This window comes from Pseudomonas sp. MWU16-30316 (assembly GCF_020515645.1).
GTDB classification, from domain to species: Bacteria; Pseudomonadota; Gammaproteobacteria; order Pseudomonadales; family Pseudomonadaceae; genus Aquipseudomonas; species Aquipseudomonas cerasi.
On the sequence record NZ_JAIZAZ010000003.1, the window covers coordinates 619,495 to 640,805 of the forward strand.

Below are 21,311 nucleotides of genomic sequence, written 5' to 3' on the forward strand. Positions count from 1 at the left end.
GGACTTTGTGTGAAGCGGCCGATTGGCGTAAACTGCACGCACGTCTGCGAGGAATTTTCATGACCGCTATCACTATTACCGATGCCGCCCACGATTATCTGGCCGATCTGCTGGAAAAGCAGAATACCCCGGGCATTGGCATCCGCGTATTTATCACCCAGCCCGGCACTCAGTACGCCGAAACCTGCATTGCCTACTGCAAGCCGGGTGAAGAAAAACCGGAAGACAAGGCCATCGGCCTGAAGAGCTTCACGGCCTGGATCGACGGCTTCAGCGAGGCCTTTCTGGACGATGCAGTGGTCGACTACGCCACCGACCGGATGGGCGGCCAGCTGACCATCAAGGCGCCGAACGCCAAAGTGCCGATGGTCAATGCCGACAGCCCGATCAACGAGCGTATCAATTACTACCTGCAAACCGAGATCAATCCGGGCCTCGCCAGCCATGGCGGTCAGGTCACGCTGATCGACGTGGTCGAGGAAGAGGCGAAGAATATCGCCGTGCTGCAGTTCGGTGGCGGTTGCCAGGGCTGTGGTCAGGCCGATGTCACGCTGAAGGAAGGTATCGAGCGCACACTGCTTGAGCGTATTCCCGAGCTGTCGGGCGTTCGCGATGTTACCGACCATACGCAGAAAGAAAACGCCTACTACTAAGCGGCTCTTTTTGGCAAGGAAGTTGCTGCACGAAAACGCCCTGACTGTTCAGGGCGTTTTCATGTGCGGCGGTTGACGAGCGTCAGTCCAGCTCCACCAGTATCGCGCCTTCGTTGACCATCTCGCCCTCATGACAGTAAAGCGCGGTAATCACCCCGGCGCTGGCGGCGCGGATGCTGTGTTCCATCTTCATGGCTTCCAGCACCACCAGTTGCGCACCAGATTCGACAGCCTGACCCACTTCAACCAATACCCGCACGATGCTGCCATTCATCGGTGCCGTCAGGCCTGCATGCTGACCGTCACCGACGTCTGCCTGAGCGATGGCGTCCAGCCGGATGACGCTGTGCAGCTCGTCTTGCCATTCGAGGTACAGCGTATTGCCGCGCCGTATCGCCAGGTGTCGTTGGCGCATACCGTTGTGCTCGACCTGCAGATGCTCGCCACTCAGAGTGAATAACGACGGACTGCTGTTGTGCAGGCTGGTGTTGCGGGTCTGACCGTTGCAGCTCAGTCGCAGATCCGTCTGCGCGGGCAGGCCGGCGCGAAAGCCGCTGCCGACTGCCCAGGGCGAATACGGATCGGCTCGATCGATGCGTGCCGGTTCGCTCTGGCTGAAGGCCTCGGCGGCGGCCTGCCAGAATGTCTCGTCCGGCTCATCGATTTGCGGCAGCAGTTGCGTCTGATAGCGGGGAATAAAGCCGGTATCAAGCTGCGCGGCGGCGAACGCTGGATGCGCGATGATTCTGCGCAGAAACGCCAGGTTGGTCCGAACTCCGCCCACGGCAAACTCATCGAGCATGGCCAGCAGGCGCAGACGGGCTTGCTCGCGGTCTTCACCCCAGGCAATCAGCTTGCCGAGCATCGGGTCGTAGAAGGGCGAAATGTTGTCGCCCTCGGCAACGCCGCTGTCCACCCGCCTGCCGGGGCCGGGGGCAGGCTCTCTGTAGAGCTCCAGGGTGCCGGTTGCCGGGAGAAAGTCGTTGGCCGGGTCTTCGGCGTATAGACGGACTTCGATGGCGTGGCCGGTCAGGGGCACCTGCTCCTGGGTGATGGGCAGCGATTCGCCTCTGGCGACGCGGATCTGCCATTCCACCAGGTCCAGCCCCGTGATGTACTCGGTGACCGGGTGTTCCACCTGCAGGCGGGTATTCATTTCCATGAAGAAAAACTCGCCGCGTGCGTCCAGAAGGAACTCGACTGTACCTGCACCCACGTAGCCGATGGCTTGCGCGGCTTTCACTGCGGCTTCGCCCATGGCTTTGCGCAATGTAGCTGTCAGGCCGGGCGCTGGTGCTTCCTCGACGACCTTCTGGTGTCGGCGTTGAATGGAGCAATCGCGCTCATTGAGGTACAGGCAGTGGCCATGCCGGTCGGCAAATACCTGTATCTCGACGTGGCGCGGGGTGAGCACGTATTTCTCCACCAGCATTCTCGCGTCACCGAACGAGGACAGCGCCTCGCGTTGCGCGGAAGCCAGCGCTTCGGCCAGTTCGCCAATGTGCTCGACCACTTTCATGCCTTTGCCGCCGCCACCTGCGGTGGCTTTCAACAGCACCGGATAGCCGATGCGCTCGGCCGCAGCGCGGAATGTTTCGATGTCCTGTGCTTCACCGTGGTAGCCAGGCACCAGAGGCACGCCTGCCTGTTCCATCAATGCCTTGGCGGCGGATTTGCTGCCCATGGCATCGATGGCCGAGGCGGGTGGACCGAGGAAAATCAGCCCGGCGTTTTCGATGGCGCGCGCAAAATCGGCATTTTCAGACAGAAAACCGTAGCCGGGATGGATCGCGTGCGCGCCACTCGCCCTGGCGGCTTCGACAAGCTTGTCTATCGCCAGATAACTCTCTGCGGCCTTGCTGCCGCCAAGGTCCACGCAGATATCGGACTCGCGGCTATGCCGTGCGTTACGGTCAATGGCGCTGTGCACGGCGACCGTGGTGAGGCCCATGTTTTTCGCCGTGCGCATGATGCGGCAGGCAATCTCGCCGCGGTTGGCAATCAGCAGCGTGGTCAGCTCGGGCGTGCTCATGACTGCGAGTCCTTGTGTGGATCGTGCCGGGCTGCCGAGGCTACGGCAACGGGATCGCCAGGTGGCTGATGGTTGACTGGCTGCCAGCCGGGCGTACGTTTTTGCAGGAAGGCGCGCAGACCTTCCTGTCCTTCGGCACTGGTACGGATGCGCGCGATGGCGCTTTCACAGTAGCGACGCAGCGCGGGGGTCAGCTCACCGTTGCCGACTTCGCGCAGCAGCTCCTTGCTGACGCGCATGGCCTGCGGGCTGTTGAGCAACAGATTGTCGACCCATTGCTGCGTTTGGTCTTGCAGCTCTGCAGCCGGGTAGCACTCGGCGACCAGGCCGATCTGCTGCGCCCGCTGGCCGTCGAAGCGCTCGGCCGTGAGGGTGTAGCGTCGCGTGGCGCGTTCGCCGATGGCCTGTACCACGAAAGGACTGATGACCGCTGGCGCCAGGCCGATGCGCACTTCGGACAGGCAGAACTGCGCATCCACCGCTGCAATGGCCATGTCACAGCAACCGATCAGGCCCAGCGCACCGCCGAATGCTGCGCCCTGTACCACGGCGAGCGTCGGGATTTTCAGCTTGGCGAGGCCGTACATCAGCTCTGCCAGTTCGCGGGCGTCATCCAGGTTGGTGTTGTAGTCCAGGTCTGCTGCCTGCTGCATCCACGCCAGGTCGGCACCGGCACTGAAATGCCGGCCACGGCCGCGCAACAGCAGGAAACGCAGGCTGGCATCGCCTTGCACCTGCTCCAGCGCGATAATCAGCTCGCGGATCATCTGCGCGTTGAAGGCGTTGTTCTTGTCTGGTCGATTCAGCCACAGCGTGGCGAAGCCACGTGGGTCGTTGATCAGCTCTATGGTTGCGAAGGAGGTCGAAGTCATGGTCATTTCCCGGCTCACATTCGGAACAGGCCGAAAGTGGTAGGTTCGATGGGCGCGTTGAGCGAGGCGGAAAGGGCAAGCGCGAGAATGTCGCGGGTTTGTGCCGGGTCGATGACCCCGTCGTCCCACAGACGGGCGCTGGAATGGTAAGGATGACCCTGATGTTCGTACTGATCGAGAATCGGCTGCTTCAGTTCGGCCTGCTGTTCGGCGCTGAACGCCTGGCCAGCCCGTTCGGCCTGTTCGCACTTGACCTGCACCAGCACGCCGGCAGCCTGTTCGCCGCCCATCACGCCGATCCGCGCGTTGGGCCACATCCATAGAAAGCGCGGGTCGTAAGCGCGGCCACACATGCCGTAGTTTCCTGCGCCGAAACTGCCGCCAATGATCACTGTGAATTTCGGCACCCTGGCGCAGGCCACGGCGGTCACCAGCTTGGCGCCATGCTTGGCGATGCCGCCGGCTTCATACTTCTGGCCGACCATGAAGCCGGTGATGTTCTGCAGGAACAGCAGGGGGATGCCTCTCTGGCAAGCGAGCTCGATGAAGTGCGCGCCTTTCTGGGCTGCTTCTGCGAACAGGATGCCATTGTTGGCGAGAATCGCGATCGGGTAGCCGTGCAGACGCGCGAAGCCACACACCAGCGTGGTGCCGAACAGGGCCTTGAATTCGTCGAGTACCGAGCCGTCCACCAAGCGTGCGATGACTTCCCGTACATCGAAGGGCTGTTTTGTGTCGACGGGGATGATGCCGTACAGGTCATTGCCGGGGTACAGCGGTGCAATGGGCGCGACCGTGTTCAGTTGACCCTGCTTGCGCCAGTTCAGATTGGCGATGCTGCGTCGCGCCAATGCAAGTGCGTGATCGTCGTTGTCCGCGTAGTGGTCGGCCACACCGGACGTGCGGCAGTGCACATCGGCACCACCCAGCTCTTCGGCGCTCACCACTTCGCCGGTCGCTGCCTTGACCAGTGGCGGGCCGGCCAGGAAGATCGTGGCCTGCTGGCGGACCATGATCGCCTCGTCGGCCATAGCCGGTACGTATGCGCCACCGGCGGTGCAGGAGCCCATGACCACCGCGATCTGGGCAATTCCTTGTGCACTCATGTTGGCTTGATTGAAGAATATCCGTCCGAAATGTTCGCGATCCGGAAACACCTCATCCTGACGTGGCAGGTTGGCGCCGCCTGAGTCCACCAGATAGATGCATGGCAGGCGGTTCTGCTGGGCGATCGTTTGCGCGCGCAAATGCTTTTTGACGGTCAGCGGGTAATAGGAGCCGCCTTTGACCGTGGCATCGTTGGCGATGATCATACATTCGACGCCCTCGACCCGGCCGATTCCGGCGATCACGCCAGCGGCCGGCACCTCTTCGCCGTACACCTCATGCGCAGCCAGTTGGCCGATTTCCAGAAACGGCGAGCCGATGTCCAGCAAGCGGTTGATACGCTCGCGCGGCAGCAACTTGCCGCGTGAAGTGTGACGCTCCTGGGCTTTACGGCCGCCCCCTTGCTGGACGTTGCTCAACAGCGAGCGCAGTGCTTCGACCTGCTTGAGCAGGGCGTCGCGATTGAGGATGAATTCCGGCGAGCGGGTGTTGATTCGGGTCTGCAGGATGGTCATGGTGGCTCCGCAATCAACGGGTTTCGTTGAACAGTTCGCGACCGATGAGCATGCGCCGGATTTCACTGGTGCCTGCGCCGATCTCGTAGAGTTTGGCGTCGCGCAACAGTCGGCCCGCCGGGAACTCGTTGATGTAGCCATTGCCGCCCAGAATCTGGATGGCTTCCAGCGCCATCTGCGTGGCGCGCTCGGCGCTGTACAGGATCACCCCGGCAGCGTCCTTGCGAGTGGTCTCGCCGCGGTCGCAGGCCTGGGCCACCGCGTACAGGTAGGCCCGGCTGGCATTGAGCTGGGTGTACATGTCTGCGACCTTGCCCTGAATCAGCTGAAACTCGCCGATACTCTGGCCGAACTGCTTGCGGTCGTGAATGTAGGGCACCACCACGTCCATGCACGCCTGCATGATCCCGGTGGGACCGCCGGAGAGCACGACGCGCTCATAATCGAGGCCGCTCATCAGCACCCTGACGCCACCATCAAGCACGCCCAGCAGGTTCTCTTCGGGCACCTCGACATCATCGAAAAACAGTTCGCAGGTGTTGGAGCCGCGCATGCCCAGCTTGTCGAACTTGCTGCCGCGCGAGAAGCCTTTCCAGTCGCGTTCGACGATAAACGCACTGATGCCATGGGCTGCCTTTTCCAGGTCGGTCTTGGCGTAGATCACGTAGGTGTTGGCATCCGGCCCGTTGGTGATCCAGGTCTTGCTGCCGTTGAGCACATAGCGATCACCGCGCTTGTCGGCGCGCAGTTTCATCGACACCACGTCCGAGCCGGCATTGGGTTCGCTCATGGCCAGTGCGCCAACGTGTTCGCCGCTGATCAGCTTGGGCAGGTAACGGGCCTTTTGCGCTGGGCTGCCATTGCGATTGATCTGGTTAACGCACAGGTTGGAATGGGCGCCATAGGACAGCGCCACGGATGCCGAGCCACGGCTTATTTCTTCCATCGCCACGACGTGCGCCAGATAACCCAGGCCCGCGCCACCATATTCTTCACTGACAGTAATCCCCAGTACGCCCATTTCACCGAACTTGCGCCACATGTCGGCGGGGAACAGGTTGTCCTTGTCGATCTGCGCGGCGCGCGGGGCAAGCTCTGCGGCGACGAAAGACTGCAGCTGATCACGCAGCATGTCGATGGTTTCGCCCAGGGCGAAATTCAGGCTGGGGTAACTCATGGGGCGTTCCTTTTTGTTCTTGAATGACGCTTTGTTCGTGGGTCGGTTGTGGCGTGTGCCAGCTATGACCTTTACGTTAACGTAAACCTGTAGGATTGTGCTGTCAACGCCGATGCCGATGTGAACAAAGCGTGATCGGACTGTAGTGTTCAATCATGAGAGAAGAGGGCGGAACGCCGGAAAGCACGAAGGGGAGCCTGGGCTCCCCTTCAAGGTATGTTGCTATGCTCTTTTTTGTTTTTCGGGAGGCCTGTTGTTGTTTTTGGCGACCTGGCCCTTCACATCTTTTTTGAGCGATCCGCATGCGGGACCAAGAGCAAACGTATTTTTTTGAGCGCTGATGACACTTTCATCGTAGTGATCCAACCAGTTCGGCAGCTGCCTTGGGGCAGTTTTATTGTTCTCTGTCTGGCTGCGAACGACTTGCGAGGCAAGCGGTTCAGAAAAGCTATCCACTTCAAAAAAATCTGTTAGCTACGTCTCTGTCCGTGTTGTTCTTGTTATGTCAGAGCCGGTACGTGTTGTTTTTATTGGGTTACTGCGTGTTTTTATTTTTGTTGTACGAAGGATATAGCAGGACCCGTGCCAGTTTTTCAAAACCCCTGTAATACCGGGGGATGACCTTGTTTTTCCGGCATCGGACCGTTTGATTCTGCGGCCGAGTGTTTCCGTGTTACCCGTTTGTCTCGACTCGACGCGGGGCAGAGTAACACTCTGTGGCAAGTTGTCGCACCCTGTTACCGACAGACGACGACAGCGTTACGCAGACAATCTGGCCTTTGCTACACGAGAGCCATTGCTACGGTGCAGCACGTCGCAGATGCGCTGGCCCGCCGCGATGACCTGGTCCAGATCGACGCCGGTTTCGATACCCAGCCCCTGCAACATATACAGCACGTCTTCAGTGGCCACATTGCCGCTGGCGCCCTTGGCGTAAGGGCAGCCACCGAGGCCGGCCACGGAGCTGTCGAACACCTGGATGCCTTCCTCCAGGCTTGCGTAGATATTCACCAATGCCTGGCCATAGGTGTCATGGAAGTGGCCAGCCAGCTTGCCGCGCGGTATCTGCGCAGCCACGGCGTTGAACAATGCCCGTGTAGCGCCCGGCGTGCCGGTTCCGATGGTGTCGCCCAAGGAAATTTCATAGCAGCCCATCGCGTGCAGTTCGTTGGCGACCGTCGCGACCTGTTCGGGCGAAACACTGCCCTCGTAAGGGCAGCCCAGCACGCATGACACATACCCTCGAACCTGCACACCATGCATGCGTGCTGCTTCCATGACAGGCGCGAAGCGCTCCAGGCTTTCGCTGATCGAGCAGTTGAGGTTGCGTTGCGAGAACCCTTCGGTCGCCGCCGCGAACACCGCGACCTCCCTGACGCCGGCCGCCAAGGCATCTTCAAAGCCACGCAGATTTGGCGCCAGCGCCGAGTAGATGACGCCCTCACGACGCTGGATGCGTTCGAACACCTGTGCAGAGCCCGCCATCTGCGGGACCCATTTGGCCGAGACAAAACTGCCGACCTCGATATGGCCCAGCCCGGCTGCCGTCAGGTCATCCACCAGGCGCACCTTGTCGTCGACACTGATGGGTTGTGCTTCATTCTGCAGGCCGTCACGCGGGCCGACTTCAACGAGATTCACCTTTTGCGGAAGGGACATGGCAGCGCCTTTGTAGTCAGTGCGAATGGTCAGAGTGGGGCGGCAGCGGTTTTATCGAGTGCGGCTCGGCAGCGCTCTTCGGCGGTGTCCAGCTCCAGCTGCATCTGGTGGATGTCCAGCAACTGCTGTTCCAGCTGATCACGGCGTTCGGCGATCTTGTCCAGCATGGTCTGCAACTGCTTCTGGTTACCGCCGGCAGGGTCGTATAACGAGATCAGTTCCTTGCACTCGGCCAGGGAAAAACCGATGCGTTTGCCACGCAGGATCAGTTTCAGGGTGACCTTGTCACGCGCCGTATAGATACGCTCCAGGCCCTTGCGTTCAGGGCTGAGCATGCCTTGCTCTTCGTAAAAGCGTATGGCGCGGGTGGTGATGTCCAGCTCGCGGGCGAGCTCGGAAATACTGTAGGTCTGACTGCTCATGGCGTGGCTCGGAAAGGTATACAGCCGCAAAGCTAAGGGTTGCTTTACGTATACGTCAAGCTGTGTGGCGGTGCCAAAGGTCGAGAGGTCACACTCCGGCACTTAGAAATCACATTAAATAATCGATTTAAATGCTTATAAATCATTGGCTTGTATTTTCTATTTCATGTGTTTTCGAGGCTCTGCTCCCGCGCCACGACCCGCTGCGAAAGCTCGATGATCTGTTCTCGCATCCAGCGATTGGCCGGGTCCTGATCGGTGCTTTCATGCCAGTACAGGTGGGTTTCGACCGAGGGAACATCGGCGACTGGCAAGTAGACATAGTGCAAGTCGTTACGACGGGCGAAGCGCTCGGGTACGGTCATGACCATGTCGGTCTGCTGCAGCACCTGAGTTGCCATCATGTAATGCTGCGAGCGCAAAGCGATCCTGCGCTGGATGCCCATCTTGCCGAGCGCCAGATCCACATGACCCAGCCCGCTGCGGCGGCTGGAAATATGGATATGCGCCTGGCTCAGGTAATCGTCGAGGGTCAGAATGGCCTTGTTCGCCAATGGATGGCCCTTGCGCATGCCACACACATAACGGTCCTCCATCAGCTTCACATGCCGCACTTGCGGGTCAGTGTTGAGCGGCGCGTCCACGGCGAAGTCGAGGCGCCCGGCAGCCAGCTCCTTGGTGGTTTCCCGGCGCTTGGACAGAAAGCTTTCGATGGTCACCGCAGGTGCCAGGCGTCGCAGGCGCTGGAACAGCGCGGGCAGGATCACCGCTTCGGTCAGGTCGGTCATGCTGATGCGGTAGTTCTTGTTGGCCTGTAACGGGTTGAAGATGCGGCTTTCCTGCACCGATACCCTGAGCAACGAAAGCGCATTGCGCACCGGGCCAATGATGTTCTGCGCCATCGGTGTCGGCACCATGCCTTGTGCCGTGCGCACGAACAGCGGGTCATTGAAGGTCTCGCGCAACCGCGCCAGTGCGTTGGAGACCGCAGGCTGGGTGATGCCGACAATCTGTCCGGCGCGGGTCAGATTGGCTTCGGTATAAATGGCGTCGAAGACAATGAAGAGGTTGAGATCGACCTTGTTCAGGTTCATTGATGGGGCGCCTCGTGCCGTTATTGTGATTGACTGTTTAGAGGGGCGTAATGCCGCAATGGTGATGGATCATATATCGGTTATGAATGTTTATACACGCTGAGAATAGATTAGATAAATGTGCAGCGGTTCTCTAGCATCGCGTTCATGACTTCGACAACCCGATCGACACGGTGGCGACCCCATGGATTTTGCGTATTCCCCGAAGGTGCAGGCCCTGCGTGAGCGCGTCACGGCGTTCATGGATGCATACGTCTATCCGGCCGAGCCGGTTTTCGAGCGGCAAGTGGCCGAAGGGGATCGCTGGCAGCCCACGGCAATCATGGAAGAGCTCAAGGCCCGTGCCAAGTCGGAAGGCTTATGGAATCTGTTCCTGCCAGACTCCGGGTTTGGCGCCGGCCTGAGTAATCTGGAGTACGCGCCGCTGGCGGAAATCATGGGTCGCTCACTGCTCGGTCCCGAGCCCTTCAATTGCTCGGCGCCCGACACCGGCAACATGGAGGTACTGGTCCGCTATGCCAGTGAGGACCAGAAAACCCGCTGGCTCGAACCGCTGCTGCGCGGTGAAATTCGCTCTGCCTTTGCCATGACCGAGCCCGACGTGGCCTCATCGGACGCCACCAATATGGCCGCGCGCGCTGAGCGTGACGGTGACCAATGGGTCATCAACGGACGCAAGTGGTGGACCTCCGGTGCCTGCGACCCGCGCTGCAAAATCCTGATATTCATGGGCCTGAGCACTCCTGAGGGGCCGCGCCATCAGCAGCATTCGATGATTCTGGTGCCGGTCGATACGCCCGGCGTAAAGATCGTGAGGCCACTGCCGGTGTTCGGCTATGACGATGCGCCCCATGGCCATGCCGAAGTGCTGTTCGAAAACGTCAAGGTCCCGTTCGAAAACGTGCTGCTTGGTGAAGGGCGAGGGTTTGAAATCGCTCAGGGAAGGCTAGGACCAGGGCGCATTCACCACTGCATGCGCTCGATCGGCATGGCGGAGCGGGCGCTGGAGCTGATGTGCAGGCGTTCCATTGACCGCGTTGCGTTCGGCAAACCGTTGGCCAGGCTGGGCGGCAATATCGACCTGATCGCCGACTCGCGCATGGAGATTGACATGGCACGCCTGCTGACCCTGAAAGCGGCGTACATGATGGACACCGTCGGCAACAAGGTTGCCAGAAGCGAAATCGCGCAGATCAAGGTGGTTGCCCCCAACGTGGCGCTGAAGGTCATAGACCGAGCGATTCAGATGCACGGTGGCGCCGGGGTTTCCAATGATTTCCCGCTGGCCTACATGTACGCCATGCAGCGTACCCTGCGTCTGGCTGACGGCCCGGATGAAGTGCATCGCGCTGCCGTCGGCAAGTATGAACTGGGCAAATATATGCCGGCAGATCTGGCGCGCAGCCGACTCTAGCTGTCAGCCAATTACTGCACCCAGACTTCGACGCGACGGTTCTTGATCCGGCCGTCGTCGATATCATTGGTGGCCACCGGCATCTCGTCACCCAGGCCAACTATATCGCGGAACGTCACGCCACTTTTCAGCAGTTCCCGGCGCACGGCCATGGCACGCAGCCTGGAAAGCAGGGCGGCACGCTCCGGGTCGCTCTTGGCGTCGCCGAAGCCGACCAGCGTCACATGCCGGTCCAGTTTGTCGCTGGATTTCAGGTAATCCGCGACCCGCTTGAGGTCCTGCTGCGCCTTGTTGTCCAGGCGTGCGCTGCCTTGGGCAAAGCGGAAGTTGACGGACAGGCGTTCGGCCTTGCGTGCCAGCGCTTGGTAATCGGCGGGCATCTGCGCGGTAGGCTGCACCTTGAGCACCTGCACGGTCTGCGCGACAAAACCGCTCTGCGCGACGATGGCCTGGCCTTCGGCGCTCTGCGCGAAACGGACCAGCGCCTGCGCCCAGCGCTGATGGGCCGAGGTGGGCACATAAAAGTACAGTCGTCGCGACAACGGATAGTCTTCGGTGGCAATCAGGCTGACGGTCGGCAGCATGGGCCTGGAATCGCCGTCGGCTATGGCCACCGCCTTGGCGCGGCGGATGGAAGGCAGGCCGATGAAGCCGATGCCATTGATGTCCTTGCTGACTTCGTTGGAGAGCTGTTCGCTGGATTCGAATCGCGCGGCGCTGCCGAGCAGGGTCTTACCGTATTTGCTCAGTACAAGGTCCTTGAACGTCTCGTAGGTGCCGGACTTTTCATCGCGAACATAGAGATGGATGGCGCCTGGATTGCCACCGATTTCACTCCAGTTTCTGACTTCGCCACTGAAAATGCGCGCCAGTTGAAGGGTATCCAGTTGTCTCAGCGGATTGGCGGGATGCAGGATCACTGCAACGCCGTCGATGGCAATGGTTTGCTCGCTGGCTGCGCTTTTCAGGTCACCGAGGCTGGCCAGATCTTTGGCCTCCTGATCCTTGATCGGTCGAGAGGAGGCCGCGACATCCGCACTGCCGGCTTTCAGCGCAGTGAAACCGGTGCCTGAGCCATGGGCGGCGACTTCGACACTGACGGGTTGACCGGCGGCCGTGGTTCCGATGACGCGCTGTTCATTGAGGGTGTTGCCGGGAAGGGTCTGTACCGATTGCAGACCTTGCTGGCGCATCAATCCTTCGACCAGCGCAGGTCCGAGTTGGGCATTGATGGTGTTGGAGCCTTGAATGCGCAACGCCGGTATATCGCCAGCAGGCAGCGGCAGTGCGGCTTGCGCGAAAGCGGGCAGGGTGGCGCTCGACAGAATGAGCGCCGTAAGCAAAGCGCGCAGCATCGGCGTCACCATGAATCACGGGAGGGTGCCGGGAGAATAAGTCAGAGAGATTGCCGGAATATGACAATTTCAGGGTCTGTGCGTGTTTCAGCTTTCAGCGCGACCCACCCCTTATAAGGAAGGATCGCGCAGGAGGAGCCCGGGAGGGGATCAGTCAGCTGAGTTCCAGCCAGATGGGCGCGTGATCGGACGGTTTTTCCATTCCGCGCAAATCGTAATCCACACCCGCTTCCTTGATGCGTGGCTGCAGACCGGTAGAGGTCATGATCAGATCGATGCGCAGGCCGCGTTTGGGCTCGTCTTCAAAGCCACGGCTGCGATAGTCGAACCAGCTGAAGCGGTCGACGACTTCCGGATACAGGTGCCGAAAGCTGTCCACCAACCCCCAGTTTTTCAGGCGCTCCATCCATTCCCGCTCTTCAGGTAGAAAGCTGCACTTGCCGGTTTTCAGCCAGCGTTTGGCGTTGTCGGCGCCAATGCCGATATCGCAGTCCTGCGGAGAGATATTCACGTCGCCCATGACGATCAGCGGCTGATCGTTACTGAAGTGGCCCTCGAGCAGTGTTTGCAGGTTCTCGTAAAAGCGCTGTTTGGCGGGGAATTTGGTCGGGTGGTCGCGGCTCTCGCCCTGTGGAAAGTAGCCATTCATGATGGTTACCGGCTGGCCGTTGCTGTCGGCGTAAGTCCCCCAGATGAAACGCTTCTGGGATTCCTCGTCGTCGCCTTCGAAACCCTTGTGCAGGGCCAGTGGTGCGTTGCGAGACAGCAGAGCGACACCGTAATGGCCTTTCTGGCCGTGGAAGTGAACGTGATAGCCCAGCGCTTCGACTTCCGCCTGGGGGAATTGCTCGTCCGAAACCTTGGTTTCCTGAAGACCGATCACGTCAGGTTGATGTTTGTCGATCAGCGCCGCCAGCTGATGCGGTCGAGCGCGCAGACCATTGATGTTGAACGAGACGATTTTCATAAAGCAGCGGTCCTGAGCAAAAACAAACAGCGATGCTAGCCGACCTGTGGTTTCAGGACCAGTGCCGTGTCGGAAGCGCAGGCCAGGGGGGCTGGATAATTCGTTGGAACTGTTATCAATGGCCATCACTCGAAAGCCTGCTTGCCAAAACCGCTGCGCCAGACGCAGTTCCGTTAACACGAGGCCCTTTATGTCCCTACCTGCTGCCATCACGGGTGAAATTCGCCAACTCGACAGTGGTTATTCCCGTGAAACCCGCTCCTTGCTGTTCAGGGCCTACCGGCACGATCCGACATTTGCCTATCTGTTCAACGCCGAGCGTGAGGGATATGAGCAACGTGTGTTGGCGACCATTCGCCAGCTGGTCAAACAACACTTTCTACAAAACCAGCCTGCGCTGGGCTTGTTCCTGCAGGACCGTTTGGTCGGCGTAGCGCTGATCGCACCGCCGCAGCGTCGTCTGGGTGTCACCGAAAGCTGGGCTTGGCGTCTGCGCATGGTGATGGACACCGGTCTGGGCTGCACTCAACGCTATCTGGCCTATTACAACGCTGTGCTCGCCTGTGTGCCTTCGGAAACCGTGCATGTGCTGCCGTTGATAGGCCTTGATCCGGAGTTCCAGGGGCAGAAGCTCGGCCAGGACCTGAGCGAGCAACTGCTGGCAGCGTTGCATGACTGGTGCGCAGTGGATGAGCATTCTCAGGGCATCGTGGTCGATACCGGCAATCCGCGTTATCTGGAATTCTATAAGCGACAGGGCTACGAAGAGATCGGTGAAATTGCTGTAGGCCCTGTCCGAGAGCATGTGTTTTTTCATCCGAACCCTCAGGTTTCACTGCCGGTCCCTGACGTAATGGCCTGAATATCCGACAATTCGTGGGCTTCCAGTGCAGCCTGTCGATCGTGGTAGCATCTACGCCCATGAAGCTTTTCAGACTATTCAGCAGCGTGTTCCTGATGACCATGAGTGCGGCAGCGCTTGCCCAGGCCCGCCTCGACGTCAGGATCAAGCCTGCCAATCCGCAACTCAAGGCCAACGTCGAAGGGTATGTCGGTGATTTGGGCGAGCGTGACGTCCAGGCGCTGCGTAATTTCAGCCTCGGCGCTGAGCAACAGGCGGAAAAAGCCGCTCAGGCGCTGGGTTATTACCAGGCGCAGATCGACAGTGAGATCAAGGACGGAGATCAACCCAGCCTGGTGATCAACATCCAGCCGGGCGAGCCCATTCACCTGCGTAACGTGGTGATCCGGGTCGAAGGGCCGGCGGCAGCAATGAAGGCCTTTCGTGTGCCGAGCAGCGACGCGCTGAAAAGCGGCGCGGTGTTGAACCACGGCAACTATGAAGACGCCAAGCGCCTGATCCAGAATCAGGCCTCGCGCTACGGATTTTTCAGTGGCCATTTCACCAGTCAGCGTCTGGCCATCGATCCGCGGGCCGGTGTGGCCGATATCGAACTGGTTTATGAAAGCGGACCGCGCTACACGCTCGGCAAGGTCATGTTCAGCGGCGACGCGCCATTTGATGACGATCTGCTCAAGCGCATGGTGCCGTTCAAGGAGAACACGCCCTACGACTCCCAACTGATTGCCGAACTGACCCAGGCGATGCAGGGCAGCGGCTATTTCGAGGGCGTACGGGTCGATGCGGCGCCCACCGCAGCGCAAAACCAGGTCATTCCGGTGACCGTCCAGCTCGAAACCCGTAAACCTCGTACCATGGGCCTGGGTCTGGGCTATTCGACCGACGTCGGCCCGCGCGGCAAAGCCAACTGGACCCGGCACTGGGCCAACCCGCAGGGCCACAGTTACGGTTTCGAATCCGAGATATCCGCGCCACGGCAGAATATCGGCCTGTGGTACGACGTGCCACTTGATCCGCCGCTGACCGACAAATTGCGCTACGCCGGCGGGTATCAGTACGAAGAGATTGCCGGAACCGACAGCCTCAGCAAGTTGCTGACTGCCGGGCCGGAATGGCACAGCAAGCTGCCCAGCGGTTGGGAACGGGTCATATCCCTGAAATGGCAGCGTGAAGAATATCGCCTGGGTGATGACGCCGGCCTCAGTACGCTGCTGATGCCCGGTATCAGTTACTCGTATCTGCGCAGTGACAATCGCATCGACCCGCACCAGGGTTATCGCCTGCAATTCGATACGCAGGTGGCCAAGGAGGGCATGTTGTCTGACGCTAACCTGGTGCATGCCAATGTGCTGCTCAAAGGGCTGACCACCGTCGCGCAAAATCACCGCTTTCTCGGTCGCGTGCAGTTTGGCGGCAACCTTACGGACGGTTACACCTCGATACCGCCATCGCTGCGCTTTTTTGCCGGCGGCGATCAAAGCGTGCGCGGCTATGACTATCAGAAGCTGTCACCGACCAATTCTGACGGCGACCGTATCGGCGGCCGGTATATGTTTGCCGGTAGCGTCGAATACCAATATTCCATTGCTGACAAATGGCGCCTGGCGACCTTCATCGATCAGGGCAACTCGTTCAACAGCCTGGACAAGCCAGACCTGAAAACCGGGGTGGGTTTCGGCGTGCGCTGGGTATCTCCAGTGGGCCCGCTGCGTCTCGATCTGGCCCACGCGCTGGACGATGATGGCGGAATCCGTCTGCACTTTTCGATGGGGCCGGAGCTTTGAACACGTCGAACATCACCCGCGGAGCCAAGGTCGTCGGGCTGGGACTTGTCGCATTACTGCTGCTTGTGGTCATTATTGTCGCGCTGCTGCTGGGCACCCACTCGGGCAGCCAGTGGGCCCTGGCTCGGGTACCCGGCGTACAGCTGGAAAACTTTCAGGGGCGACTGGGTAGTCAGTGGAGCGCCGAGCGTCTGGTATGGCAGCAGGGCGCAGACCGTGTCGAGGTTCAATCCGTCGATTTCGCCTGGACGCCTGCCTGCCTGTTGAAGATGACGCTGTGCATCGACCGTCTGCATGCGCAGCAGGTGCTGATGCACTTCCCGCCGAGCGATACGCCCGCCAGCGACGGCCCGATCCGGTTACCGACGCTCAGGTTACCGCTGGCGCTGCAACTGGGTGATATACAGCTGGGTGGTCTGCAACTGGATGGCGTCGAACAATTGCGCGATCTCAAGCTGGCAGCGCACTGGACAGCCGAAGGCTTGAAGATCGACAGTGCGCACCTGCAACGTGATGCGCTTGTGCTGGACCTCAATGGCCTGCTGAAACCCGAGGGCGACTGGCCACTCAGCGTGCAAGGTCAACTGCAACTTCCACCACAGGATGGCCAGCCCTGGGCGCTGGCGCTGGATATTCAGGGCGACCTGCTGAAAACGCTGCAACTCAAGGCGGACAGCAGCGGCTACCTGCCGGGTTTGCTGACCGGCGAGTTGCAACCCCTGGCCGAACACCTTCCTGCACGCATCAAGCTGACGGCCGAGCACTTCAAACCCAGTGCTGCATTGCCTGATACGTTGCAGCTGGACCAGTTGCTGCTGACCGCCGAAGGCAATCTTGACTCGGGCTATCTGATAGATGGCAGCGCCAACCTTCCCGCAGAGAAAGGTCCTGTCGCGTTGTCATTGAAAGGAAGCGTGGATGCCAACGGCGCAACCATCGCCGGACTCGATCTGGCCGCCGATGATCAGCAGCGTCTGGCCATCAACGGCAAGATGAACTGGCAGAGCGGTTTTTCTGCAGATGCGAGCATCGACTGGCTGGATTTCCCCTGGCAGCGCCTGTATCCATTGGCTTCAGCGCCTCAAGTGGCATTGCATGCCTTCAAGGGCGATATTTCCTATACCGATGGCAAATACCTCGGCAATTTCAACGCCAGCCTCAAAGGGCCTGCCGGTGCATTCACCGTGGTCAGCCCGTTCAGCGGCAATCTGCAAGAGATCCATCTGCCGGAACTGGAACTGGTCGCAGGGCAGGGCAAGGCCAGCGGTTTCCTGAACCTGCAATTCGCTGACGGCATCGGCTGGGATACGGCTCTGGACCTGAGTGCGCTGGACCCTTCATTCTGGGTTGCCGAACTGCCCGGCACACTGGCAGGCCCGTTGCGCAGCAAAGGTCAGATGCGCAACGAGCAGCTTGAACTCAGCGCAGACCTCGATTTGAAAGGGCGTTTGCGTGGTCAGCCGGCGCTGCTGCAAGCCAAGGCTGACGGCCACGATCAGCAATGGAATGTCAGCAGCCTGAGCATCCGTCTCGGCGACAACCGTATTCAAGGTGCGGGTAGCCTGCAGGAGCGTCTCAAGGGGCAGCTGGACCTGGATCTGCCGCGTCTGGCCCAGCTTTGGCCACGCTTGCAGGGGCAAGTCAAAGGCCGGCTGGACCTGGCCGGAACGCTACAGGCGCCCCAAGGGCAATTGTCCTTGCAGGGCAGCCAGCTCGCCTTGCAGGACAATCGTCTGCAGACCCTCACGCTCAACGCCAGACTGGATCAGGCGCAGCGCGCGATCATCAACCTGAAAGGTGCCGGTATTCAGGCTGGCGATACCCAGCTGGGCACCTTGCTGGTAGACGGTCAGGGCACACTCAAGAGCCAGCAGCTGAAGCTGGATCTGCAAGGACCGCTGCTCAAGCTGGCCATCGGCCTTGACGGTGGCCTGGACAAGGGTGATTGGCGAGGCCGACTGGCCAGCGGTACGGTGCAGAGCGGCGGGCAGAACTGGCGTTTGCAGCAGCCGGCGAAGATCGAGCGTCTGGCCGATGGCCGGCTCAACTTTGGTGCCCATTGCTGGTTGTCCGGGGGCGCCAGCCTGTGTGGCGGCGATCAGCGCCTGATGCCGGAGCCTCATCTGCGTTATCAGCTCAAGAATTTCCCCCTGGACAGCCTGGCGCAATGGATGCCCAAGGATTTTGCCTGGAAGGGCGCGTTGAATGCAGACGTGCAACTCGACATTCCGGCAGCTGGCCCCAGCGGCAAGGTCACGATTGACGCCGGAGGCGGCACGCTGCGGGTACGCAACAACAACCAGTGGCTGGACTTCCCTTATCAGACGCTGAAACTGGCCACCACGCTGGCGCCCAAACGCATCGACACGCGTCTCGACTTCGAGGGCGGCAAGCTGGGAAGGCTGTTGCTCAACGCACAGATCGACCCGCTGGCCAAGGACAAGACCCTGGCGGGCGACTTCAATCTCTCGGGGCTGGATATCTCGGTGGCACGTCCTTTCGCGCCGATGGTGCAGAAACTCAATGGGCGTCTGAATGGCAATGGCCGGTTGTCAGGCACGTTGCTGGCGCCACTGGTCAACGGCAACGTGACGCTTGAAGGGGGTGAAGTGGCGGGGACAGAGCTGCCTATGGAACTGCATGACCTCAAGGTCCAGGCGTTGATTGCCGGAGAAAGCGTACAGCTCAACGGCGGCTGGAAAAGTGGCAGCACCGGGCAGGGCAGCATAGGCGGTCAGGTGGCTTGGGGGCAAAGCCTGAATGTCGATGTGAGCCTCAAGGGCTCGCGCCTGCCGATCAATGTCGAACCCTATGCGGCGGTAGAGGCGGCGCCTGACCTGAAAATCTCCATGCAGGGCGAGCGACTGGCGATCTCCGGCAAGGTACTGGTGCCCAAGGGCGCGATTACCGTACGCGAGTTGCCGCCGTCCACTGTGAAGCTCTCCGGTGACACAGTGATCGTCGGACAGCAGACCGAGGAGGGCGCTCCGCCGCTGGCCGTGGCGATGGATATCGATGTGGAAGTCGGCCAGGAAAAGCTCAGTTTCAGCGGGTTCGGGCTCACCGCCAATCTGGTCGGGCATGTACACATTGGTGACAATCTGGACACTCGTGGCGAGCTCAACCTGAACGACGGTCGTTATCGTGCCTACGGTCAACGGCTGACCATACGCAAGGCGCGTTTGCTGTTTGCCGGCCCGGTCGACCAGCCTTATCTGGACATCGAGGCGATTCGCCAGACCGACGACGTGATTGCCGGTATCCGCCTGACCGGCAGCGCCGAGCAGCCCACCACCGAGGTGTTTTCCGAGCCTGCGATGAGCCAGGAGCAGGCGCTTTCCTATCTGGTCATGGGCAGACCGCTCAGCACTTCCGGCGAAGACAACAACATGGTCGCTCAGGCTGCGCTGGCACTGGGTGTTGCGGGCAGCTCGTCGACCACCGGCAAGCTCGCGGACAATCTGGGTATCAAGGATTTCGAGCTGGACACTTCGGGAACCGGCGACAAGACCAATGTGGTTGCCAGCGGCAAGATCACCGACAAGCTCAGCCTGCGTTATGGCGTAGGCGTGTTTGAACCGGCCAATACCATTGCCTTGCGCTACCTGCTCAGTAAGCGCGTGTACCTCGAGGCCGCGAGTGGTGTTGCCAGCTCGCTGGATATTTTCTATAAAAGGGACTTCTAGGCGAGGGCTGGTGGCGGTAACGGCGCGGCCCTGTGCCGAACCGCCTGGCCTTTCTCGAGCGTCCCTCTTGCAACTGCAAGTCCCTTCACACGTCATTTACCTTCAGGTTGCCGGTCATCATGGATCGATTCAACGCCATGCGCGTGTTCACCCGTATCGTCGAACTCGGCGGTTTCGCCAGGGCGGCCGAGAGTCTGCACATGCCTCGTGCTTCGGTAACGATCCTGATCAAGCAGCTGGAAGCGCACCTGGGCGTACAGCTTTTGCAGCGTACGACGCGTCAGGTCAGCGCCACCCCTGACGGCAAGGCCTATTACCAGCGCTGCGTCAGCCTGCTGGCCGATCTGGACGATGCCGAAGCATCGTTTTCGGCGACGGGGGCCGAGCCCAAGGGGTTGCTGCGTGTCGATCTGCCCGTCAGTCTGGGGCGCATGATCATCATCCCGGCGTTGCCTGAATTCAGCCGGCGCTATCCGCAGATCCGCCTGGAAATCGGCATGAGCGACAGGCCGGTCGATCTGATCCGCGAAGGCGTGGACTGCGTGCTGCGTGCCGGCGCCGCACTGGATGAAACGCTGGTTGCCAGGCCGCTGGGCAGTCTGACCCAGATCACCTGCGCCAGTCGTGAATACCTGGAGCAATACGGCACGCCACGGAACCTGAATGAGCTCGCGCAACATCAGGTAATCGAATATTTTTCGACCAGTACCGGCAAGCGCTACGGTCTGGAGTTCATGGCCGATGGCATGGATGTTGAACACGCCTCGGCCTGCTCGATCGCTGTCAACAGTGCCGATGGCTATGTCGCGGCGTGCGAAGCGGGATTCGGCCTGATTCAGGTGCCGCGCTACCATGTCGCCGCGCAATTGCGCAGCGGTGTGCTGGTGGAAGTGCTGCGATTGCATCGTCCGCCGCCACTGCCACTGACGGCCCTTTACCCCCCGCATCGACAGTTGTCACGACGAGTGAGGGTATTCGTTGATTGGCTGGTGGAATTGTGTGCCCACACAGATATCAGGGACAGACTGGTTTCCTGAAAAAATTCAGAATTATCCCATATAGGCCGCGGCACACTTTCGTGTTTAACTTCCGGCTCTTTCATCCATTTTGAAAAGGAACGTGTTTCATGGCTCAAGTGACCCTCAAAGGCAGCCCCGTTCAGGTCAGTGGCAACCTGCCTGAAGTCGGTAGCAAGGCACACGATTTCACGCTGGTTGGCGCAGGTCTTGCCGATAAGACCCTGGCGTCCTTCGCCGGCAAGCGCAAGGTATTGAACATCTTCCCGAGCGTCGATACGCCGACCTGTGCCACCTCGGTACGTAAATTCAACACCCAGGCCAATGACCTGAGCAACGCCGTTGTTCTGTGCATCTCGGCTGACCTGCCGTTTGCCCAGGCCCGGTTCTGCGGCTCCGAAGGTCTGGAAAATGTCCAGAACCTGTCCTCGTTCCGCAGCGCCGATTTTGCTCAAAATTATGGTGTTGCCATTGCAGACGGCCCGCTCACGGGTCTGACAGCACGCGCCGTGGTCGTTCTGGACGAGAACGATAAGGTACTGCACAGCGAACTGGTTGCCGAGATTGGCAGCGAGCCCAACTATGACGCTGCATTGGCTGTGCTGAAGTAACTTTCCGCAACCTGTCGACGGCCTGAATCCGCTCAGGCCGTTTTTTTTGTTTGTGCGTCATACGTTTATCCAAAGTAAGCGCTTG

Annotated in this window: 17 protein-coding genes; 8 read left to right on the top strand and 9 right to left on the bottom strand. The window is 60.1% G+C overall.

Annotation, left to right across the window (positions count from 1 at the left end):
* Window positions 1–59: 59 nt before the first annotated feature.
* Window positions 60–653 (top strand): Fe-S biogenesis protein NfuA, encoded by a 594-nt coding sequence (gene nfuA, locus LCH65_RS13880; protein ID WP_002553665.1) that lies wholly within the window; start codon window positions 60–62, stop codon window positions 651–653.
* A gap of 82 nt (window positions 654–735) precedes the next feature.
* Here the strand turns inward: nfuA and LCH65_RS13885 are convergent, their stop codons facing one another.
* From LCH65_RS13885 to LCH65_RS13900, 4 genes are read right to left on the bottom strand one after another with little or no spacing between them, the layout of a single operon-like run.
* Window positions 736–2,685: an acetyl/propionyl/methylcrotonyl-CoA carboxylase subunit alpha gene (locus LCH65_RS13885; RefSeq protein WP_226439552.1), complete on the bottom strand. Its 1,950-nt coding sequence runs from the start codon at window positions 2,683–2,685 to the stop codon at window positions 736–738.
* A complete protein-coding gene (locus LCH65_RS13890; RefSeq protein WP_003369405.1) occupies window positions 2,682–3,557 on the bottom strand; it encodes a gamma-carboxygeranoyl-CoA hydratase in 876 nt (291 codons plus the stop codon). The genes LCH65_RS13885 and LCH65_RS13890 overlap by 4 nt, the downstream gene beginning before the upstream one ends.
* 14 nt (window positions 3,558–3,571) lie before the next feature.
* Window positions 3,572–5,179, bottom strand: a complete 1,608-nt coding sequence (locus LCH65_RS13895; protein ID WP_003434124.1) for a carboxyl transferase domain-containing protein — start codon at window positions 5,177–5,179, stop codon at window positions 3,572–3,574.
* A 13-nt stretch (window positions 5,180–5,192) separates the two neighbouring features.
* Window positions 5,193–6,356, bottom strand: a complete 1,164-nt coding sequence (locus LCH65_RS13900; RefSeq protein ID WP_003434122.1) for an isovaleryl-CoA dehydrogenase — start codon at window positions 6,354–6,356, stop codon at window positions 5,193–5,195.
* 216 nt (window positions 6,357–6,572) lie between these two features.
* Here LCH65_RS13900 and LCH65_RS13905 point away from each other — a divergent pair, with 216 nt between their 5' ends.
* Entirely contained in the window at window positions 6,573–6,830 is a 258-nt protein-coding gene (locus tag LCH65_RS13905) for a hypothetical protein (RefSeq protein WP_003434120.1), read from the top strand.
* A 285-nt stretch (window positions 6,831–7,115) separates the two neighbouring features.
* Here the strand turns inward: LCH65_RS13905 and LCH65_RS13910 are convergent, their stop codons facing one another.
* From LCH65_RS13910 to LCH65_RS13920, 3 genes are all read right to left on the bottom strand, one after another.
* Window positions 7,116–8,015 carry a hydroxymethylglutaryl-CoA lyase gene (locus tag LCH65_RS13910; protein ID WP_003369418.1) on the bottom strand — a complete coding sequence of 300 codons (900 nt, stop codon included), beginning with the start codon at window positions 8,013–8,015 and terminating at the stop codon, window positions 7,116–7,118.
* Window positions 8,016–8,044: 29 nt separating this feature from the next.
* On the bottom strand, window positions 8,045–8,437 hold the full coding sequence (locus tag LCH65_RS13915; RefSeq protein WP_042930746.1) for a MerR family DNA-binding transcriptional regulator: 393 nt from the start codon (window positions 8,435–8,437) through the stop codon (window positions 8,045–8,047).
* 164 nt (window positions 8,438–8,601) lie between these two features.
* Window positions 8,602–9,531: a LysR family transcriptional regulator gene (locus LCH65_RS13920; protein WP_099266675.1), complete on the bottom strand. Its 930-nt coding sequence runs from the start codon at window positions 9,529–9,531 to the stop codon at window positions 8,602–8,604.
* A 184-nt stretch (window positions 9,532–9,715) separates the two neighbouring features.
* On the opposite strand from LCH65_RS13920, the gene LCH65_RS13925 reads away from it, so the two are divergent.
* Window positions 9,716–10,945: an acyl-CoA dehydrogenase gene (locus tag LCH65_RS13925; protein ID WP_058396970.1), complete on the top strand. Its 1,230-nt coding sequence runs from the start codon at window positions 9,716–9,718 to the stop codon at window positions 10,943–10,945.
* Window positions 10,946–10,956: 11 nt separating this feature from the next.
* On the opposite strand, the gene LCH65_RS13930 is transcribed toward LCH65_RS13925, so the two are convergent.
* Together LCH65_RS13930 and xthA are read right to left on the bottom strand one after the other, a co-directional pair.
* Window positions 10,957–12,300: a phosphate ABC transporter substrate-binding/OmpA family protein gene (locus LCH65_RS13930; protein WP_226439553.1), complete on the bottom strand. Its 1,344-nt coding sequence runs from the start codon at window positions 12,298–12,300 to the stop codon at window positions 10,957–10,959.
* A gap of 154 nt (window positions 12,301–12,454) precedes the next feature.
* On the bottom strand, window positions 12,455–13,267 hold the full coding sequence (gene xthA, locus LCH65_RS13935) for an exodeoxyribonuclease III (RefSeq protein ID WP_003369429.1): 813 nt from the start codon (window positions 13,265–13,267) through the stop codon (window positions 12,455–12,457).
* Between the two features lie 190 nt (window positions 13,268–13,457).
* On the opposite strand from xthA, the gene LCH65_RS13940 reads away from it, so the two are divergent.
* The 5 genes from LCH65_RS13940 to tpx all read left to right on the top strand — a co-directional run bounded on the left by LCH65_RS13940 (window position 13,458) and on the right by tpx (window position 21,226).
* The gene (locus LCH65_RS13940) at window positions 13,458–14,129 is read left to right on the top strand and encodes a GNAT family N-acetyltransferase (protein WP_003345438.1); all 672 of its coding nucleotides are present in this window, start codon (window positions 13,458–13,460) and stop codon (window positions 14,127–14,129) included.
* Between the two features lie 59 nt (window positions 14,130–14,188).
* Window positions 14,189–15,913 carry an autotransporter assembly complex family protein gene (locus LCH65_RS13945; protein ID WP_003369431.1) on the top strand — a complete coding sequence of 575 codons (1,725 nt, stop codon included), beginning with the start codon at window positions 14,189–14,191 and terminating at the stop codon, window positions 15,911–15,913.
* Window positions 15,910–19,599 carry a translocation/assembly module TamB domain-containing protein gene (locus tag LCH65_RS13950; RefSeq protein WP_226439554.1) on the top strand — a complete coding sequence of 1,230 codons (3,690 nt, stop codon included), beginning with the start codon at window positions 15,910–15,912 and terminating at the stop codon, window positions 19,597–19,599. Before LCH65_RS13945 ends, LCH65_RS13950 begins: the two co-directional genes overlap by 4 nt.
* Before the next feature lie 119 nt (window positions 19,600–19,718).
* Entirely contained in the window at window positions 19,719–20,636 is a 918-nt protein-coding gene (locus LCH65_RS13955) for a LysR family transcriptional regulator (protein ID WP_003434111.1), read from the top strand.
* Between the two features lie 89 nt (window positions 20,637–20,725).
* On the top strand, window positions 20,726–21,226 hold the full coding sequence (gene tpx, locus LCH65_RS13960; protein WP_003369437.1) for a thiol peroxidase: 501 nt from the start codon (window positions 20,726–20,728) through the stop codon (window positions 21,224–21,226).
* The last annotated feature ends 85 nt before the right edge of the window (window positions 21,227–21,311 follow it).